The sequence below is a fragment of the Tianxiuia mixotrophica genome, from assembly GCF_050596425.1.
Lineage (GTDB): Bacteria > Bacillota > Clostridia > Peptostreptococcales > Acidaminobacteraceae.
The window spans coordinates 2,284,771-2,303,099 of sequence record NZ_CP192292.1; the positions used below are offsets into that span (position 1 = coordinate 2,284,771).

General features: G+C 39.4%; 17 protein-coding genes. 13 read left to right on the top strand and 4 right to left on the bottom strand.

Going from position 1 to position 18,329, the window contains the following annotated elements; genetic code table 11:
• The first annotated feature begins 185 nt into the window (after positions 1-185).
• The 8 genes from ACQ4KW_RS09830 to ACQ4KW_RS09865 all read left to right on the top strand — a co-directional run bounded on the left by ACQ4KW_RS09830 (position 186) and on the right by ACQ4KW_RS09865 (position 8,647).
• Complete coding sequence (locus ACQ4KW_RS09830; RefSeq protein ID WP_430886357.1) at positions 186-965, top strand: GNAT family N-acetyltransferase; 780 nt, start codon at positions 186-188, stop codon at positions 963-965.
• 30 nt (positions 966-995) lie between these two features.
• The gene (locus tag ACQ4KW_RS09835) at positions 996-2,255 is read left to right on the top strand and encodes a hypothetical protein (protein ID WP_430886358.1); all 1,260 of its coding nucleotides are present in this window, start codon (positions 996-998) and stop codon (positions 2,253-2,255) included.
• Between the two features lie 8 nt (positions 2,256-2,263).
• On the top strand, positions 2,264-2,980 hold the full coding sequence (locus tag ACQ4KW_RS09840) for a DUF6320 domain-containing protein (RefSeq protein ID WP_430886359.1): 717 nt from the start codon (positions 2,264-2,266) through the stop codon (positions 2,978-2,980).
• A 215-nt stretch (positions 2,981-3,195) separates the two neighbouring features.
• A complete protein-coding gene (locus tag ACQ4KW_RS09845) occupies positions 3,196-4,296 on the top strand; it encodes a GGDEF domain-containing protein (RefSeq protein WP_430886360.1) in 1,101 nt (366 codons plus the stop codon).
• Between the two features lie 155 nt (positions 4,297-4,451).
• Positions 4,452-5,234 carry a hypothetical protein gene (locus ACQ4KW_RS09850; RefSeq protein ID WP_430886361.1) on the top strand — a complete coding sequence of 261 codons (783 nt, stop codon included), beginning with the start codon at positions 4,452-4,454 and terminating at the stop codon, positions 5,232-5,234.
• Positions 5,231-6,487, top strand: coding sequence for an alkaline phosphatase family protein (locus ACQ4KW_RS09855; RefSeq protein WP_430886362.1), 1,257 nt, complete (start codon positions 5,231-5,233; stop codon positions 6,485-6,487). Before ACQ4KW_RS09850 ends, ACQ4KW_RS09855 begins: the two co-directional genes overlap by 4 nt.
• A 296-nt stretch (positions 6,488-6,783) precedes the next feature.
• Positions 6,784-7,410: a PHP-associated domain-containing protein gene (locus tag ACQ4KW_RS09860; protein WP_430886363.1), complete on the top strand. Its 627-nt coding sequence runs from the start codon at positions 6,784-6,786 to the stop codon at positions 7,408-7,410.
• 208 nt (positions 7,411-7,618) lie between these two features.
• The gene (locus ACQ4KW_RS09865; protein ID WP_430886364.1) at positions 7,619-8,647 is read left to right on the top strand and encodes a 3-deoxy-7-phosphoheptulonate synthase; all 1,029 of its coding nucleotides are present in this window, start codon (positions 7,619-7,621) and stop codon (positions 8,645-8,647) included.
• Positions 8,648-8,750: 103 nt separating this feature from the next.
• On the opposite strand, the gene ACQ4KW_RS09870 is transcribed toward ACQ4KW_RS09865, so the two are convergent.
• Both ACQ4KW_RS09870 and ACQ4KW_RS09875 read right to left on the bottom strand, forming a co-directional pair.
• Positions 8,751-9,341, bottom strand: coding sequence for a 5' nucleotidase, NT5C type (locus tag ACQ4KW_RS09870; protein ID WP_430886365.1), 591 nt, complete (start codon positions 9,339-9,341; stop codon positions 8,751-8,753).
• Between the two features lie 147 nt (positions 9,342-9,488).
• Complete coding sequence (locus ACQ4KW_RS09875) at positions 9,489-10,499, bottom strand: calcium/sodium antiporter (RefSeq protein ID WP_430886366.1); 1,011 nt, start codon at positions 10,497-10,499, stop codon at positions 9,489-9,491.
• 516 nt (positions 10,500-11,015) lie between these two features.
• On the opposite strand from ACQ4KW_RS09875, the gene ACQ4KW_RS09880 reads away from it, so the two are divergent.
• From ACQ4KW_RS09880 to ACQ4KW_RS09900, 5 genes are all read left to right on the top strand, one after another.
• Positions 11,016-12,335 carry an MFS transporter gene (locus ACQ4KW_RS09880; RefSeq protein ID WP_430886367.1) on the top strand — a complete coding sequence of 440 codons (1,320 nt, stop codon included), beginning with the start codon at positions 11,016-11,018 and terminating at the stop codon, positions 12,333-12,335.
• A gap of 400 nt (positions 12,336-12,735) precedes the next feature.
• The gene (locus ACQ4KW_RS09885; protein WP_430886368.1) at positions 12,736-14,049 is read left to right on the top strand and encodes a protein kinase domain-containing protein; all 1,314 of its coding nucleotides are present in this window, start codon (positions 12,736-12,738) and stop codon (positions 14,047-14,049) included.
• 11 nt (positions 14,050-14,060) lie between these two features.
• Entirely contained in the window at positions 14,061-14,549 is a 489-nt protein-coding gene (locus ACQ4KW_RS09890; protein ID WP_430886369.1) for a vWA domain-containing protein, read from the top strand.
• An 85-nt stretch (positions 14,550-14,634) separates the two neighbouring features.
• On the top strand, positions 14,635-14,778 hold the full coding sequence (locus ACQ4KW_RS09895; protein WP_430886370.1) for a hypothetical protein: 144 nt from the start codon (positions 14,635-14,637) through the stop codon (positions 14,776-14,778).
• Complete coding sequence (locus ACQ4KW_RS09900) at positions 14,779-15,597, top strand: PP2C family serine/threonine-protein phosphatase (protein ID WP_430886371.1); 819 nt, start codon at positions 14,779-14,781, stop codon at positions 15,595-15,597.
• A 207-nt stretch (positions 15,598-15,804) separates the two neighbouring features.
• Here ACQ4KW_RS09900 and ACQ4KW_RS09905 read toward each other — a convergent pair whose 3' ends face one another.
• Both ACQ4KW_RS09905 and ACQ4KW_RS09910 read right to left on the bottom strand, forming a co-directional pair.
• Positions 15,805-17,151: an alanine/glycine:cation symporter family protein gene (locus ACQ4KW_RS09905; RefSeq protein ID WP_430886372.1), complete on the bottom strand. Its 1,347-nt coding sequence runs from the start codon at positions 17,149-17,151 to the stop codon at positions 15,805-15,807.
• The gene (locus tag ACQ4KW_RS09910) at positions 17,144-18,298 is read right to left on the bottom strand and encodes a HAMP domain-containing sensor histidine kinase (protein ID WP_430886374.1); all 1,155 of its coding nucleotides are present in this window, start codon (positions 18,296-18,298) and stop codon (positions 17,144-17,146) included. The genes ACQ4KW_RS09905 and ACQ4KW_RS09910 overlap by 8 nt, the downstream gene beginning before the upstream one ends.
• Between the last annotated feature and the right edge of the window lie 31 nt (positions 18,299-18,329).

Below are 18,329 nucleotides of genomic sequence, written 5' to 3' on the forward strand. Positions count from 1 at the left end.
GGGATTTAAGACCGCTTGTCTTGTTTGTTCTTAAAAAAGGGTTTTTCATCTTTTTAAAGAATAATAAATAAAAGAATGATACCTGTAAAAGCATAAGTTTCATCATATAGTCTTGTCTTCATTTAATGAAACGTGTAATGACAATAAAATATTAGGTGGAAATTAAATTTTCCTCGGAGGCCTCTATGATCATAAAATTATCTGAAATGGATTACGAAAAAGCATTAAGGCTGATTCAAAAGGACAATGCAAGAAATTATTTCATTCGTTTGGGACTTGAAAGCGAGAAACGTGTCTTTAAAAATATATATGGGCAGATTGATGGAGAAGGCAATATGCGTGCTGCCCTTTTTCACAGGGAATCAGGGAACCTGCAGTTTTACTCTGATGGCGCTTTTGAGGTGGAAGGCTTTACCGAGATTATACGTGAATTAGACTTTGGAAAACTCATAGGGCCTGCATCCTATTGTGATAAATTTTTAGACAAGGCCTTGTTTTCAAGTGTTGAAGAAGGGGCATACATTGCCGAGCTGCGAGATTTTAAAAAACAATATGACTTCAGATATTATCACGACGTGAAGTCCTTGTCTATTCATGACCTAGATAAGGTTATTGATTTGTATGATAAGGTCTTTGAAAGTCACAGTTCACTTGATAACATGAAAAAGAAGTTCGAAGACAATCGTGGTCGAGGGGTCTGCATTAAAGAAGATGGTAAGATCATTGCTGTGGCTCAAAGCGATTTTGAAGAGGCTCGGTCAGCTTTGATTGTCGGAGTGGCCACTGACCCAGACCATCAAAAGAATGGGTTTGCATCACAATGTCTGGAAACCCTCTGCAAAGAACTCCTATCTGAGGGGAGAAAACTCTATTTGCAATATGACAACCATAGTGCTGGACGCATATATGGGCGTTTTGGTTTCAAACCGATAGACCAGGTGAAACACTATTTGAATTTAAAATAAGTAATACGCGTATGATTTGGGGAGAGTTTTATGCCAAGCAAACAGTGGTTTAAGCTGGACACAGCAGGAAAAATGTATTCATCAATAAAGTCATCAAGAGCCACAACACTGTTTAGGCTATCAGCAGATTTAAAAAAGAATGTGGATCCAGATATTTTGCAGTTGTCACTTGACCACATTATTGAAAGATTTCCATACTTTAATGTAAATCTAAGGCGGGGGATATTTTGGTACTATTTCGATAAGAATGAAAGTCACCCACGCATTGAGAAGGAAACCTACTATCCTTGTATGTATATGAAAATTAAGAAGAAGGGGATTCATCCCTTTCGAGTTCTTTACTACAATAAGAAAGTCTCGGTTGAGTTTTCCCATATTATCACGGATGGGGCCGGAGCAGTCACTTTTTTACGTGCACTGCTGTTTGAATATTATAGGCTTCTCGGATTTGACTGTGATGATGACACCATTTTCAAATATGGTCAAGAGCCTCATCCGGAAGAGGTTGAAGACGCTTTTGGAAAACACTATGATGAAAATTTACCCATGTACAGAAAAAAGGTGGACGCCTTCCACTTTCCATTCCGTCGAGATAAAAAAGGCGTTTATAACGTCGTAACAGGTATATTGCCCGTAGAGAACTTGTTGGTCCTATCCAGATCCCATGGGGTGTCGTTGACAGAGTTTTTAAGCGCTGTTTATTTTGATGCCATACAGACCTTGATTGAAAATGAGAATTATAAGAAAAAGCCCATTGTTCTTAACATTCCTGTAAATTTAAGAAGAATGCTTGGATCAAAGACCATGAGGAACTTCTTTATAAGTGTGACCCCTATGATTGACCCGAGGTTAGGCCATTATACATTCGATGAAATATTAAAGTACGTCCATTATTTTATGAAGATTACTGTGGATGAAAAGTACGTGCGACAACAGATACGACAAAGCGTTATGAGTGAAAAAACACTTTTTCTGCGTGTCGTCCCTCTGTTTATAAAAGATATGCTCATGCCATTTATTTATAAAATGTACGGGGAAGGCAATTATACCACTGGTTTTTCGAATGTTGGAGCTATACGAATGCCTCCAGCCCTAGAAGATCAAATTGACAGGTTTGAACTATACCCACCGCCAAGCATAGGCAACACTCTTAAAGTGACAACGGTGAGTTATAAAGAAAACTTATATATTTCATTTGGTAGTTTAACAAGAGACCGAAGAGTGGAACAGATATATTTCTCTAAATTGAGAGAGATGGGTGTACCCGTTAGGATTGAAACCAATAGATAGGAGAAACCATGCCTTATTGCTCTAAGTGCGGTGTAGAAGTTGGAAATGAACATGATAACTGCCCGCTGTGTCATTTTCCAATTCCTGATGTAACCGTTGAACACGAACGGGAAAGCGATGATCGATTTCCGGATGTTAAAAATATATACACACAGTTGGCCCTGGATTTTAAAAGAAAAGCATTTTATACTTTAACCTTCTTGCTACTGGGCAACGCATTGGGATTAATGTACACCAATTATATGATTGATGGTGTCTTGAGCTGGTCCTTATATTCTGGCATAACTTTTTTCTGTATGTGGATTTATCTAATATTTTTGTTTAGGTATGTGAGAAGTATTTCAAAGTCAATTGTTGGAGCTGGCTTGAATACATTATTCTTGCTGGCGGTGCTTGATATCATAAATGGTGCCTTTGAATGGTTTGTTCCCCTTGGTCTTCCTGCCGTTTTTATGGCCCTGATATTTATACTCATTAATTATTATATGTGGATTAAGAGTAGAAATAGAGGTCTTCATACAGTGGCTCTAAGTTTATTTTTAGGGGTAGGTTATTGTATTGGGCTTGAGTTCTTCATTAACGCATACGTGGGGGAAGGGGATGTCCTTATTTGGTCAATCAATGTTGCCCTAAACGTTATGCCATGGGCCCTTCTTATGCTGTATATTCACTATCAGATTCCTATGTGGATTAAGGAAGAAATCAAAAAAAGAGTTCATATTTAGAGTTTATATTTAATGTGGGTTTAAAAGTCTGTCCTGTCACCTTGTCAAGTCTTGGGTGTTTAGGCAGACTTTTTATATTTTTCAGAGTTGTATCAAAAATTGAAGATAAAATAGAAGTGAATAGACTAATTAATTCGAAAAAGAATCATATTCTTAGATTAAGTCATGTCGACTTGGGAATAATAAATACTAGTGTAAGATTAGGGGGAGTTGACATGGAAAGATACCTAAATAGTGTGGTAAAAAGTTATTTTAGCCACAAGGGTTTTAATGCAACAAATTTGGGACAGAACTATATCAGAATATTTGTGGTTGGTGGCATATATACAATGTTTGAGATAGTGGGACTCATACTATCCAGTTTCGGTGTATTCAGTTCTGATATACGTTTATATGTCATGGCAGTGGTTGTGTTTCATCTCATTTACCTCCCATTTATGGCGGTAGTTTATAGGAAAAAACTTTTCAAGTCAGAAAAAGTCTATGAAATATTGACAAACATATACTATATTGTTGTCCTGCTTTGGGCCTCGTTTTTTACAGCCCTGGTCTATTTAGCAGATGGAGACATTGCGATATATAGCATTGTTCTGTTTCTAATTTCAGCCGTCTTTATTATTGCTCCAAACACGGCCAGTATTCTATATATAACAAACTTCGTTGTTTTTTCAGGCATGGTCTATTCCATTGTTTCTGAAATAGGTATGGCCAATGGCATTGTATTCAAGGCTCTAATTGTAACGGTTCTTGCCCTTGTCATTTCCCATAGCAATTACTTGGCGAGAAGATCGCTCTTTGAGTCAAATAGAAAACTTGAACAAGCAAACAAGACGCTCAATGAAAAATCTCAAAGGGATTCACTGACGCATCTATATAACAATGAATATATATTTGACAAACTAAAAAGTAAAATTGAGGGAGTGAAAAATTCGAATCAAAAGTTGTCTGTGATCATGATTGACATCGATAATTTTAAGTTTATTAATGACTCCTTTGGTCATCTCTACGGCGATCATGTTATAAAATCTGTTGCTGAAGTGATTCAAAGTGCCATCAGAGATGATGATGTTTTGGGTCGTTATGGCGGTGAAGAATTTATTGTTATCTTGACAGATACCTGCAAGGAGATCGCAGTGTCTGTTGCTGAACGTGTTCGAAGTGCTGTTGAAGCCATTGATTTTGATAAGGCACACCGTATAACTGTGAGTATTGGTGTTTCAGAGTATGGAGGAGAAGACCCTAAAAACCTTATCAATTCAGCGGATATAAACCTATATAAAGCAAAATTTGCGGGTAAAAATAAGGTCGTTGCTTAAAATGAATATGCTATAATGGTTAAAATATGAGTGCATACTTTGCGTTGAGGTATGCGCTTTGTTTGTCTAAGCTCGACTAATACAAATAAACGGGTATTAATCTGAAAAATAAATGCTTGCATTGTTGATATTATCTTATTGTTAGAGGAGACATTATGATTGAAAATGCTATTAAAGAGTTTGATCCAAAAAACTATAATAAGAAAACTGTCATCGGGGAATTTTCAGGACGTGACAGTGTGGCTGCCATACTGAAAGCTTTTGAAGATGAGGACATTGATTACATACTCCCAGTAGCAACATTTGCTGGAACGGAGTATGGTGATTTTAATGTCATTTATAAAAATTATAAACATTTACAAAAAAGAGTTAAAGACCTTTACGGCGATAAGAAAGTTCTTTATCCATTGATAGAGTATAGTCGTGAGGATATATGGGCCCTGATGAATGGTCGCTTAAGTGGAGAGCTGTCCAGAAAATTTGGCTTCTATTCTCCATGCATTGGCTGTCACTTATATTTCCATCTAACTAAACTTAACTTTGCTCGTCCGCTTTCGGGCATCATCCTTTCTGGTGAACGCGAGTCCCATGACGGACGAATCAAAGTCAATCAATTGGGGGAATCTCTTGATATATATCAAGAAGTGATCGCTTCATTTGACTGTCAACTAAGAATGCCCCTTCGGCATATGGATGACGGTCATGAAGTGGAGAGCTTGATCGGATGGGAGTGGAAAGAAGGGCTTGCTCATCCAGACTGTGTTCTAAGTAGAAACTACAGAAGCTGTGATGGCAAAGCTGTATATGATAAAAATTGCCTTGAGAGACTTTTACAAGAATATGTTAAACCAGCAGGCGTACTTGTTGGCAAATACATAGTGGAAGATCAAAAGGCAGACATAAATGCCTTAAAAAAGGAGGTCCTTGCCCTAATATGAAAACCATAACATTGCTATTGGATGGGGTTGGAGACCGTTCTTATGACCTCTTGGGAGGTAAAACCCCTCTAGAGTATGCTAAGACCCCAAACCTAGATAAAATTGCTCAGACCTCGCAGTGTGGACTTATGACACCCCTGCAAGTTGGAGCGTCACTGGGAACCGACCTGGCACATTTTATTTTATTTGGTTACAAGACCCACGAGTATCCAAACCGGGCTGTTATTGATGCCATTGGCGAGAATGTTAGCCTGAATAAAGATGATTTAATACTGAGAGCATCTTTTGCTGATGTAAGCCATGACGGTCAGGGATACCTGCTAAATTCTAGATTCACAAAAGATCTAAGCGCTAAGGAGATTAACGACCTCATACAAGCTGTTGACTGCCAATTTGACGGCTGGCAGTTTAAATGTATTCATTCCTATGACAGTCATGGATTCGTTATTGTTTCAAGAACAGACGGGAAAGAGATCAGTTCAGAGGTGTCGGATTCAGATCCCTTCTATGCACCCCAGTATGTCATGAAGATTGAGCCTTTTGAAACGGTTGACCCCATTTCTGAAGAGACAGCAAATGCTATCAATCGTTTTCTAAAAAGAACACATGATATTTTACAAGGACATGAAGTGAACAAAAATAGGGCCTTTAAGGGAGAGCAGGCCGCAAACTTTATTCTAACCAAGTGGGCAGGTCGATACACAGGGGTTGAACCCTTCCAAATTCGAACAGGCATGCGTGGACAGTTACTAGGACAATCAAAACTTTTAAATGGACTCAGTCATTATGTAGGCCTTGATTTTCAAAGCTACGAAACCTTTGATGAAGCAGTACACTTGGCCTTGTCATCAGAATATGAATATGTTCATCTTCATACGAAAGCACCTGATGAAGCTTCGCATAAGAAATCGCCTATGAAGAAGGTGGAAGCCCTTGAAGAGATCGACAAAAGCATTGAGACTCTTTTGGATTTTGAGGGGTTACTTATTGTAACGGCTGACCATAGTACCCCTTGTGCAGGCGAAATGATTCACTCTGGGGAATCTGTCCCTTTTATGGCAAGAGGGGAGTATGTTAGACAAGACCGTGTGGATGCGTTTAATGAAGTCGCTTGCGCAAATGGATCTGTTATGCTGACAGGGGCTGACTTTATACACTATATTCATAGCGCATCGGACAGGGGAAACTTGTACCACTTACGGGTGGGAAACAAGTGGAGAAATTACAGACCGACGAAGGTCAACAAGTTATAAGTTGCACTAGAAGACACAGACAAAGCCTTTTTATTTCAGGCGCTTGCATAATTACAGATACACATCCCTCCAAACCATATATATATTTGATTCTCAAATATACATATGGTGGGAAGTCTTAAAGGATATTTTACATGTCGATCATTTAAAAAATCTATAGTAAGGGCGAGAACATTTATAAGTTCGATGAGAAATCCACCAAAGATGTTATAAAATAGCCTCAGCGATAGAAATTATTGAATGCTATCCGCTTTATGGATAGTTGTTTAAAAGATAGATTAAAGTTGAGGTAATTTATGATTATAGATATGCATATACATCAGAAAATGAATTCATCAGATAGTAAACTTGACTTGTTTGAAGCTATTGAAGTGGCAAAGCAAAGAGGGTTAGATGGCATTTGCATAACGGACCATGATGACTTAGGCCTTAGACCAATGGCTCAAACTATTTCGACTGAAACAGGTTTTCCGGTTTATGTAGGGGTGGAAATATTCACCCTGGATGGCGATCTCTTATGTTTTGGTATTGATGAGATGCCGCAGGAAAGACTCTCTGCGCAGGAAACCATAGACTATGTTAATGACAGGGGTGGGGTAACAATTGCTGCCCATCCATATAGACACAATAATAGGGGGCTTGGAGATCATATTGCAAGGGTTAGTGGTCTTGGTGCTGTTGAAGCCTTTAATGGTCGTACAGATGCCCTAAGTAATATGAAAGCTCGCAATATTGCCCTTGATTTGGACTTGCCACAGTCTGGTGGGAGTGACTCACATACGGATACTGAAGTTGGGAACTTCGCCACTGAGTTTACTGTCCCTGTGAATTCGGAAGCAGACCTGGTTTCTGCTATACGACAAGGTCATATTAGACCAGTTACAGTGATGGGGCTTGAAATGAACAACATTGAAACAGCCTAAGAGGCAAGGGTCACTTGAATACAAAGAATTCGTAAAACCGTCATAAAATGGCGGTTTTTTTATTGTAGACTTTTGTGATTCAATTTATCTTATAACAAATAAAAAATTGTAGGTTCTAAAACCAATCAACTGAAATTATATTTATGCTTATTAATGTAACAATATAATGCTATAATCGTCTCAATATCTATAAAAGGAGATGGTGCATATGGCATTCAACTACATCAATCAAATACCTGCCCCCGAAGAGATCAAAGCCTTGATTCCACTTCCAGAGCCCCTAAGAGTCCTAAAGGAAAATCGGGACCGGGAAATCGCCCAGGTCTTTCGTGGTGAAAGTGATAAATTTATACTGATTATTGGACCGTGCTCTGCCCACGATGAGGACGCAGTTGTTGAATATGTTAAGCGACTGGCAAAACTGCAAGAGCAAGTTAAAGAAAAAATTATACTGGTCCCTCGTGTTTACACCAATAAGCCTAGGACAACGGGAGAAGGGTATAAAGGGATGCTGCATCAGCCTGTTCCTATGGATGAACCTAATATATTGAAGGGGATTAAAGCCATAAGAAATATGCATATTAGAATAATGGAAACATCAGGTCTGACATCTGCAGACGAAATGCTGTATCCAATGAATTATCCATACCTGGATGATGTTTTAAGTTATGTGGCTGTTGGTGCCCGCTCAGTAGAAAATCAGCAGCACAGACTGGCAGTAAGTGGGATGGAGGTGCCGGCAGGGATGAAAAATCCAACGGGTGGAGACCTCGGAGTGATGTTAAATTCCATAAAGGCCGCACAAATTTCTCATCGTTTTATTTATAATGGATATGAAGTGCAAACAAGTGGAAATATATACTCCCACGGTATTCTTAGAGGGGCTGTGAACCAGTATGGTCGCAATATCCCCAACTACCACTATGAAGACTTAATGTTCTTAAAAAAGAAGTATGCTCAGAGGGGGCTTTATAACCAGGCTATTATTATTGATGCCAGTCATGCCAACTCTATGAAGCAGTATGATGAACAACCTAGAATTTGTATGGAAGTCATGCGTTCTAGAAAACATGATCAAGGCATAAGGCAAATGGTAAAGGGCCTTATGATAGAGAGTTATTTAGAAGAGGGCAAGCAAGATGAGTGCGGGCTGGTATTTGGTAAATCTATCACAGATGCCTGTCTAGGCTGGACAGCTTCTGAAGAGCTTGTCTTAGAAATTGCAAGGCATGTATAAGAGAATAATAAAGAAGGCTTTAATGAGTTTCTCATTAAAGCCTTTTTCAATGCATACAACACGAATGTGAGGGTGGAGGAGTAAAAAATGCTTTTTAATTAAGTTAAGCAATTTTTATATTCGTGCTGTTCTCAGAAGCTATCAAATTGATTTTTCTTTCAATTTCCAGCCAGTTAAAAACACGTTCTGTATCGAGAATCGTGGCAAAGCGGTTGTAGGTGCAGTCTATCAGTAGAACTTTAACCTTGGCCATAGACAGTTCAATGGCATTCTCAAATTTATCTTCAATAAAAACATCGCAGTTTAGGATTTTTGCTTGAGTTGCTTTATGGTGTGATCCCAGCAGGTAGAGCGGGGCCTCGGGCATATTGTGTCTTTTAAACCACTTCATTGAAACACTTTTCATTTTTTCTTCGCGTGCCGTCACATAATATATATTATGATGTTTGGCTAGAGCTTGAAGAACCTGGGAAGCATGTGGTCTAGGCTTAGCATCTCTATGCAAATCTTCACCAACCGCATTATAGAAATTCAAATAATCACTTCTGTTTATGTTTAAAACACGATGAATATCGTATTCGATTACATCCTCTGGGGCTACGCTTGTGTTAAACCATTCGTTGGCTGTCTTTAACCAGTAATAGGGTTCAGTCATTGTTCCATCAATGTCAACACAGATGTTTAGTTTTTTCATCATTCATCTCCTTTCAACGGTTTTATTATATAAAAGGATTGTGTTCAAAAAATTATGGTGGGGTTAAGAACACGTTAAAAAAGCTGTTGCAGATGATAATAAAAAATCATCTACAACAGCTTTTGCTTTAATAATTTAAATAAGGCACTATGCCAACCATGTGAAGTTTAATATGAGGTAGACAAAGTACATACCGCCAAGAAAAATCCCTTCCTTGCGATCGATTGTTAGGTCTTTGCCCTTTGTAAAATGTCTAAAGGCAAAAATTATAATGAGCATTGTTGGGATCTGGAGTTTATAAAAACTGACTGGAACGGTCAGTCCGCCCTTTGTCACTGCAGCCGCCGCCCCAACAACAAATAAAACATTTAATATATCTGCACCAACAATGTTGCCGATGGCAAGCTCACCATGCCCCTTGCGTACTGCTGTAATAGCTGTCACCAGTTCTGGGAGACTTGTCCCAAAGGCAACCAGTGTGGCAGCAATAACACCTTGTGGAATTCCAATTCGAATGGCTGTGATCTCAACCGCTGGAATGAGGATCTTAGAGGATCCGATAACAAGTGCCACACCAAGAAGCAATTTTAAAATTTGAAGATAAACAGGGGTAAGTTCTTCTTGAATCTCTTCAGTGGATTCCCCGTTTTCCTCTCTGGCCCACTTAAGAGAAAAATAAATATAAGTGGCAAGAAGAATTAAAAAGCCAACGCCCATTAATTGCGAAATGTTGCCTGCTCCTGTATTTGTAAAGATTGGTAAACTGACAACAGCAAGGAGTATACAGGCCAGATATTGGAGTTTTCCCTGACGTTTGATGATCATTGGGTCAACAGGGAGATTACCGATTAGAGCAGCCACACCAATTATAAGACCAGTATCTGCAATGATAGATCCAATGGCATTACCAAGTGCCAAATCGGGATTACCGCCAACGGCAGCCATCACGGAGACGGCAGCCTCGGGAAGGGTCGTTCCAAGAGAAACGATTGTGGCACCAATCACCATTTTCGGAACACCCCAGTGAACGGATAGACTAACGGCTTCATCGACAAGTATGTCAGCGCCTTTGCCTACGGTCCAGAGTGATGCTGCAATAATGAGTAGCAGTACGATTGTTGGGAAGGTTAATAAATAAGAGTGTATAAGTTCTTCCATGTCATGCATCCTTTCCATGTTCTTAGAAGGGTGAAGGTCTACAAGCTGCTAAACGCAAAAAAGACCCCTCAACCAGCACACAAAAGCTGATTGTAGAGTCTTACCAGACAAAAATATGCCAACATGACCGAGAAGCTGTGCTTCTGTAATGACGACCATGAATCTCGCTTTAACCGCGAGCAGGTTACTCCCCCTATAATCAATATAATGATAAGACAGCACTCCTTAAAAGTCAATGATATTTAGGCATAAAGACCAATATTAAAGAATTGTAATGCGTCTAGTATGTGACTGTTTGCAATAAGTATGTATCCCGTTTTCAAGTGGACAAAACATGTAGAGACAAAATTGACGAAATTGTCTACAAAGTATACAATATTAGTGTAAATAAGGGCTTTTGCCCACAGAGAAAGGAGCAGGGCCATGGGCGCAATCAGTGTACATATCCAAATTATTTAATACACCGGATTAACGATATTTTCGATCAATCCGGATCTAAATGATTTGGAGGATACGATGAATAATAATAGAACAAAGTTTAGTTTGCCTCTTGTGTACAAGCTTTTATTGACCCAGTCAATTTCCCTAATTGGGACGAGAATGACCTTTATTGCTCTGGGGATGTGGTTGTATCAGACAAGGGGGCAAACTATGGATTTGCTTTTAATACCGGTCTTTAATGAGCTGCCATCCCTCTTGTTTGGTCAGGTCATTGGTACATTTGTTGATCGGTTAAAAAAGAAAACAGTGTTGATCTTATCTGACTTGGGTCAGGTTATTGGTACAGTGCTTCTTCTTTATGCAATTCAAAAGGGCGTCTTTCATACAGGTCTTTTGTATACCGTGGTTTTTATCCAGGGATTTTTCATAGCAGGCCAGGAGCCAGCCGCAGACAAGGCTATTGGACAGCTTACAAATTCCAAGAATAGAACCCGTGTGAATGGTTTAAAAGAGCTTACATTTCCAGCAGCAGGGGTTCTAGCCCCTGTTCTTGGTGGTCTTTTATATGTCGGATTAGGTATTTCAGGGGTATTACTGGTTGATTTTGCATCCTTCCTTGTATCTGGTTTAATAGTTGCCATGCTTGAGATACCAGAGAAAGAGCCAACAAAGTATGGCAGGCTCTACCAAGGGGGCTTTTTTGACCAGCTTAAGGCTGGAATGGGCTTTTTAAGAGACAACAAGGGACTTTTATGGATGGTGGTCTTTATGGGACTCTTTAACTTTTTAGTGAACGGACCCTTAGAGCTTGTCATTCCATTTATACTTGAAACAAGCGGGAGTGAAAAGACTGTCTCAGCCATGTTATCTATAATGGGGATGGCAACAGCCTTGTCATCCTTAATACTGTCTTCTGTGGTTTTGCCCAAAAGGAGGATGTCACTCTTGTCAAAGGCAATGGTTTTGACAGGTCTTGGGCTTGTCGTATTTGGAATGGGGCGAAACGTTTTTGCACTGGGGGGAGTGCTATTTGTACTTATGTTGCCTCTGCCTCTTATAAACGTGATTTTTAGGACAACACTCCAAGAGAAAGTGCCATCAGACATCCAAGGGCGAGTCTTTGCCACAGCCTATCAGCTCGCATATGGAACAGCCCCTCTATCATTTTTACTTGCGGGTTTCTTATCGGATAAGGTTTTACAACCATTTCTTTTGGCAAATCAGAAGCACTTGATGGGTCAGATTGTTACAAATTATTTTGTGAGTTACAAAAGTGCTTCCATAGGGATTCCAATAATAGGAGCAGGGGCTTGTATAATAGGCTCAAGTCTTGTTTTAAGTCGTATGAAAGCCATTAGAAATATTGAAGATGGGCTGAAAACATTCAATAAATAAGAGTTGAAAAATAACAATTCATATCAGGCATTTACAAAATTGTAGATCCAATCCTCATCGTGTCCTATAGAATTCTTGACTTTTAAATATCTATATATGGTATGACGAGATATGGTATGACGAGGATTATTGAATGAATTATGCAAGTCACTCAATATAAGAAATTTATGGATGGGCCCCGTATTTTAGTAGAATGCGGGGTCTTTTGCTTTGAATAGCATCAAGAAAGACTTTCTTTGTAACATTTCCTTTATGTAAATAATTTCCCTTATGTGCTAGAATAATAAGGGCTGATTTTTCAAGACCCCTTAGTGGTGATATAATATAAACTGAATGATAAATCGAAAAATCGGGTTAAAGGGTATTGGTAGGCATAAGGACTTGAAAGGGTTACATATAAATGGCGTATAAACTAAAACGTGGTCAAATTGTTCGATCGCATAAGGGCAAAACATATTTGGTTAAAGAATTCCTAGGCTCAGGGGGACAGGGTGAAGTTTATAAGGCGCAATCCGGTGGTTTTGACTATGCTGTAAAATGGTATTTTCCCCATACTGCCACAGAGAACCAGCTAGAGCTTATAAAGAAGCTCATAGCTATTGGTCCACCCAATGACAAATTTCTATGGCCTCTTGAACTGCTGACAGATGATAAACTCAGTGGATTTGGATACACAATGAAACTACGGGATAGACATTATAAAGGCATTGTGGATCTTATGAAACGGAAAATTGAACCGAGCTTTTACACATTAACTGTTTCGGCCATACAAATGGTAGACAGCTTTGAAAAACTTCATAGAAAAGGCCTTTGCTACCGAGATATTTCTTTTGGAAATGTGTTTATGAATGAAAGGCTTGGAGACATTCTCATTTGTGACAATGACAATGTAACAAGTGAAAAGCATGCAGATAAAAGTATTCTGGGAACCCCTCGATTTATGGCACCGGAAATTGTAAGAGGTGATGGTCTGCCCAATGTTCAGTCGGATCTATTTTCACTAAGTGTCCTACTTTTCTATATGTTCATGGTGCATCATCCCCTTGAAGGCAAGCAGGAAGCCAGCATCAAGTGTTTTGATTTACCTGCAATGAAGAAATTATACGGCACACATCCTGTGTTTATATTTGACCCAATTAACGCTTCAAACAGACCCCTGGCTGGTGTACATGACAATGCCATAGTTTTCTGGGACCTGTATCCAGAGTTTTTTAAAGACGCATTCACCAAATCATTTACAAAGGGTCTTTCAAAATACAAGGGTTCAAGATTGACTGAATCCCAGTGGAAGGAACATTTGATTACGCTAAAAAATTCTATTGTGAAATGTTCATGTGGTGCTGAAAATTTCTATGATATTCACCTGCTTAGAACGGGTAATACGAAAACATGTTGGGCTTGTCAAAAACCAATTGAAATACCAGCACGTATAAAGATTGGCCGTGACATAATTGTCCTAAATGATCACACAAGAATATTTGGGCATCATATGGACAATCATAGAAATATTAATTTTAAAAATGTTGTGGCGCAAGTGGTTCGAAATCCGAAGCAAAGAAGCCAAATTGGCTTGAGAAATTACTCGGATAAGGCGTGGACAGTCAAAATGACAGATGGACGTCGAACGCAGATTTCTAAAGGTTCAACAGTCGGAATCAATCGCATAGAAGAAATTGATTTTGGAAACAATGTCACTGGATTTGTTAGGGCATAAGGAGGAAAGATATGGACATCATTAGACCAGGTGGCGAACTGGCCACCAGACCACTGCATTTTATATGGATAGCAGATTGCTCGACTTCAATGAAAAACAGTGGAAAAATGGATGCGCTCAATTCAGCCATTCGAGGTGCAATACCACATATGGTAAGGGTTGCAGAAGAAAATCCAAATGCAGATGTTATGGTTCGGGCTATTTCATTTGCCTCGGGTGCCAAATGGCATATTGAAGCGCCGGTACATATTGACGATTTCAGATGGACAGATCTTGATGCTCACGGTGTTACAGACATGGGAAAGGCATTCACCTTATTATCAGAAGCCTTAAAAATGCCCCCAATGACCGATCGGGCCTTGCCGCCTGTGCTTGTCTTAATAACAGATGGTCAGCCGACCGATGACTATAAATCAGCCCTAAGAGAGCTTTTAAAGCAGCCCTGGGGAAAAAAAGGCGGTTCGACTGGGCATTGGTATTGGGAAATCCGCCAACAATAGAGTCTTAAAAGAGTTTATAGACAATGATGATATTAAAGTCCTTCAGGCAGATAATTCTGAAGAACTTGTCGAATATATAAAGTGGGTGTCCACCGTTGTTCTTAAAGCGGCATCTTCCCCGGCTTCACAAACAGAAGAGGCTATCAGTCCTGCAAGCAATGTGATTATTCCAGAAATTCCAAGTGACTTCTGGGATGACATGGATGTTAGCGTTGAGGATGTTTGGTAGATGGCGGCTTTAGAGTTGGCATATTCCAGTGTCAGGGGAAACTTACATAGAATTAGAGAACTGCCTAATCAAGATGCCATTGATATAAAAGAACTTGAAGGGGCATATATTATATCCCTGGCAGATGGACACGGATCACAAACCTGTTTTAGAAGTGAGTTAGGGTCTAGAATGGCCGTGGAAGTTGCAGGGGAGATCATTGCAAATAAACTTGTCGAGACGGATTTTGATGTCAAAGGCATTGAATCAGACGCAAAGAATATTTGCATGGAAATAAGTAAGCTTTGGGAAAAGAAAGTTTTGGATCACTTATCTGCGAATGCCTTTATTGATAGCGAAGTGGCCTCGTTAAATGAAGTGAAACAAAAGCAACTTGGAAGAAATGCCTTGCTTGCATATGGGACCACACTCATGAGCGTGCTTGTGAGTGATTATAAAATAATTGTCTTCAATATTGGTGATGCGGAGCTCTTGATCAAGCACAAGGACTCAGATGAGGTTCATGTTTTAAATCCAAGCAAGAGAATAGGAAATGAGACAGAAAGTTTGTCTCTTCTAGACGCCTATAATTATTTTACCACCCATGTCTACGATCCTGCGATGATAAGGGCTATGCTTTTAGCAACGGACGGGTATCCAAATTCTTTTAAAATCGAAGATGGCTATTTAAAGGTTATTGATGATTTAATTGATATTTCAAAGACGCATGGGATGGAAGCTGTACAAAAGAACTTTGAATCATGGTTGGTGGATACATCAGAAAAGGGCAGCGGTGACGATATTACGGCTTGTTTTATTAAGATGAATGATCCTAATTGATCTTTAGTGCAGTCCTATGATGGGCATTAGAAGACTTCCCATGAACCACAGGAAATAATTAAATCCGAGATGTATGAGAAAAGAACCCCTAAATCATTTTAGTAAAAGTGATTTAGGGGTTTTGTTTGGTTTCATACCAGAAATTTAAAGTCAAACTTAAGAATTTGCTGGACATTGGTTTTTAGACCCATGTCTTACCGGTTCTGGCTACAAAGCGTCATGTAAGGCATTTTGTAGTTTTTTTACCTCATCCACAACATCTTTTCTAAGCAAATATAAGCCAACTAAGTTTGGAATGACAAGAATGGCTGTTGTTATGTCTGTTAGCGTCCAAATGGTCTCCCAATCCACAAAACTGGCTATGAATACGATGAGAACAAAAATATAATGATAGTATTTTTGTCCAGTAAGTCCCCACATGTAGTAGGCACACTGGGAACCGTAGTAACTCCATGCCACTATGGAAGTGAAAGCGAAAAATATTAGGCAGACAGTCATTGTGATTTGCCCAATGAAATACGGATCATGAAATATTGTATCAAGCAGTGCCTGCTCAGGACCACTTGTGGTGTAGGCGCCTGATACGATAACGAGTAAACCGACTATAGTGTTCATAATTAACGTATCAATAACGACTTCAAGCACATGGATCAACCCTTGTTCAGCAGGGTATTGATTAGAGGCAGTCGCCGCTGCAATAGAGGCACTTCCAAGACCAGACTCATTGGAAAAAATACCACGCCTTGTCCCAAATTCTATGGCACGCTTAACAGCATACCCTGCACCGCCTCCGGCCACAGCCGTTTTAGAAAAAGCTGATGTGAAGATCAAATGAAAGGCTGAAGGAATAAGGTGCCACTGTCGTATGAGCAAATACCCGCTGCCAGTGATGAAAAGAAAGAGAATAAAAGGCATTACAATGAGGGCAATCCTAGAAATGTTTTTTAGGCCCCCGGTGGTTATGGCACCAACAGAGAAAGTCAATATAGTGGCTGTCAAAAAGAGGGGGGTGTTGAAGGTGTACGTAAAGATATTTACAATGCTATGAACCTGAGGAAAGGTGCCAATGCCCATGAAAATTCCTAGCATTGCAGAAACTGCAAAAATATTAGCAAGCGTTTTAGAGCCAGCGCCGTCACGCAAATAGTACATGGGACCACCAGAGTAATAACCGTCTTTCATGCGGATTCTGTATTTGACTGACAGGGTGGTTTCGGAAAATTTTAAGGTCATACCAAGAATACCAACAACCCACATCCAAAATAGGGCGCCCGGTCCACCAAATTGAATTGCGGCAAGAACGCCTATAATGTTTCCAATCCCAATAGTTGCTGATAAAGCAAGGGCTAGAGTGGATAAGGGGCTTAAACTGCCGGGCTCAGGCGAACGTTTTGTGCTTGCAACAAGGTATTTGATGCTGTGGTGAATATGCCTTTGCGGAAAGGCCCTTAGTTGAATTGTCAGCATGATCCCAAGACCTAAAAATCCGACAGGAAGAACATATGCCCAAACCAAATTATTTATCTTTTCAACAAGTGCTATAAAATCAGTCATAGAAACCTCCATCACCTAGCTTGATGATAAATGTTGCACCCTTTCTTACTGGGGGACAATCAATACTGCCTCCTAATTTTTGAACTTGATTATAAACAATTGAAAGACCAAGACCGGTCTTTTCGCCAAAAGGTTTGGTTGTAAAAAAAGGTTCGAAAATTTGCAGGCGTAGGTCATCGGGTATACCAACCCCCTGATCTCTGTAAACAATATAAATGTGTTCTTTTTTCCTGTAGGCACTAATCTGAACTCTACATGGGTCAGGAACGGCGGTGGTATACCCGTGTTCTCTTGTATTGTTTACAAGGGCGGTGATGATTTGCATTATTGTTTGCGGGTAACTCCTCATAGTTAAGTTGGGTTCGACACTGATATCGAACTCGATGCCGTCGTATCTTTTATCGGATGACATGATATCGATGTATTGTTCTAGATACTCGCTTAAATTAAATGTAATAGATTCCAGTTCATTGTCATAGACGGAAATTTTTTTAAATGTATCAATGATGCTTCGCATCTGCGACAAACTTTGAAATGTAATATGAATGGCCTCATCTAACTTTTGTTTCCTGTTCCTCATACCAGAGTTCTTGTCATCAAGAATGAATTTCATATAACTGACAGAGGATAGCGCATTGCCAAGGGGCGTGTTCAATCTGTGGGAAACCCCTCTAACCAGAGTGCTGGTTGCCTCTTGTTTTTGATCAAAGGAAGTCAAAATTCTTAACCGCATATTATCAAAACTTCTGGCTAGTTTTCCAATTTCGTTAGGTTTATCTAAGAGATCTTTGTCAGGAGCTTCGTTTAAAATAGAGTCGGCAGATTTTGAGACGTACTCTGTAAAATGTATTAAAGGCCTCGTGATGAGTTCAGCTAGATTAATCGCTATGTAAAGACTCACAACAAAGGCGATGAGAATTAACATAATTAGGCGTGAAAAAAACAGCAGTCTAAATTGGTCAAAAGATAGAATATCCATGACATTATTTATACGGTCTGAATCTGTAGAGTAAGTGTAAATGGACTCAATATAATTTGTGCTCATGTTGAAAAGAATGAAGCTAATCATTGATGTTACAAGCAATGAGCTAAATATTATGGCTAAAATGACTTGGAATAATAGAGATGTTTTTAACCGCCTAAACATAGTAACCTCCAAAGAACTGTTTTTTACCTTT

Coding starts and splice junctions, on each gene's coding strand:
- ACQ4KW_RS09835 (WP_430886358.1), top strand. CDS start 996: ATGCCAAGCAAACAGTGGTTTAAGCTGGACACAGCAGGAAAAATGTAT.
- ACQ4KW_RS09900 (WP_430886371.1), top strand. CDS start 14,779: ATGGCGGCTTTAGAGTTGGCATATTCCAGTGTCAGGGGAAACTTACAT.
- ACQ4KW_RS09885 (WP_430886368.1), top strand. CDS start 12,736: ATGGCGTATAAACTAAAACGTGGTCAAATTGTTCGATCGCATAAGGGC.
- ACQ4KW_RS09840 (WP_430886359.1), top strand. CDS start 2,264: ATGCCTTATTGCTCTAAGTGCGGTGTAGAAGTTGGAAATGAACATGAT.
- ACQ4KW_RS09905 (WP_430886372.1), bottom strand. CDS start 17,151: ATGACTGATTTTATAGCACTTGTTGAAAAGATAAATAATTTGGTTTGG.
- ACQ4KW_RS09880 (WP_430886367.1), top strand. CDS start 11,016: ATGAATAATAATAGAACAAAGTTTAGTTTGCCTCTTGTGTACAAGCTT.
- ACQ4KW_RS09860 (WP_430886363.1), top strand. CDS start 6,784: ATGATTATAGATATGCATATACATCAGAAAATGAATTCATCAGATAGT.
- ACQ4KW_RS09850 (WP_430886361.1), top strand. CDS start 4,452: ATGATTGAAAATGCTATTAAAGAGTTTGATCCAAAAAACTATAATAAG.
- ACQ4KW_RS09830 (WP_430886357.1), top strand. CDS start 186: ATGATCATAAAATTATCTGAAATGGATTACGAAAAAGCATTAAGGCTG.
- ACQ4KW_RS09875 (WP_430886366.1), bottom strand. CDS start 10,499: ATGGAAGAACTTATACACTCTTATTTATTAACCTTCCCAACAATCGTA.
- ACQ4KW_RS09870 (WP_430886365.1), bottom strand. CDS start 9,341: ATGAAAAAACTAAACATCTGTGTTGACATTGATGGAACAATGACTGAA.
- ACQ4KW_RS09855 (WP_430886362.1), top strand. CDS start 5,231: ATGAAAACCATAACATTGCTATTGGATGGGGTTGGAGACCGTTCTTAT.
- ACQ4KW_RS09845 (WP_430886360.1), top strand. CDS start 3,196: ATGGAAAGATACCTAAATAGTGTGGTAAAAAGTTATTTTAGCCACAAG.
- ACQ4KW_RS09910 (WP_430886374.1), bottom strand. CDS start 18,298: ATGTTTAGGCGGTTAAAAACATCTCTATTATTCCAAGTCATTTTAGCC.
- ACQ4KW_RS09865 (WP_430886364.1), top strand. CDS start 7,619: ATGGCATTCAACTACATCAATCAAATACCTGCCCCCGAAGAGATCAAA.
- ACQ4KW_RS09890 (WP_430886369.1), top strand. CDS start 14,061: ATGGACATCATTAGACCAGGTGGCGAACTGGCCACCAGACCACTGCAT.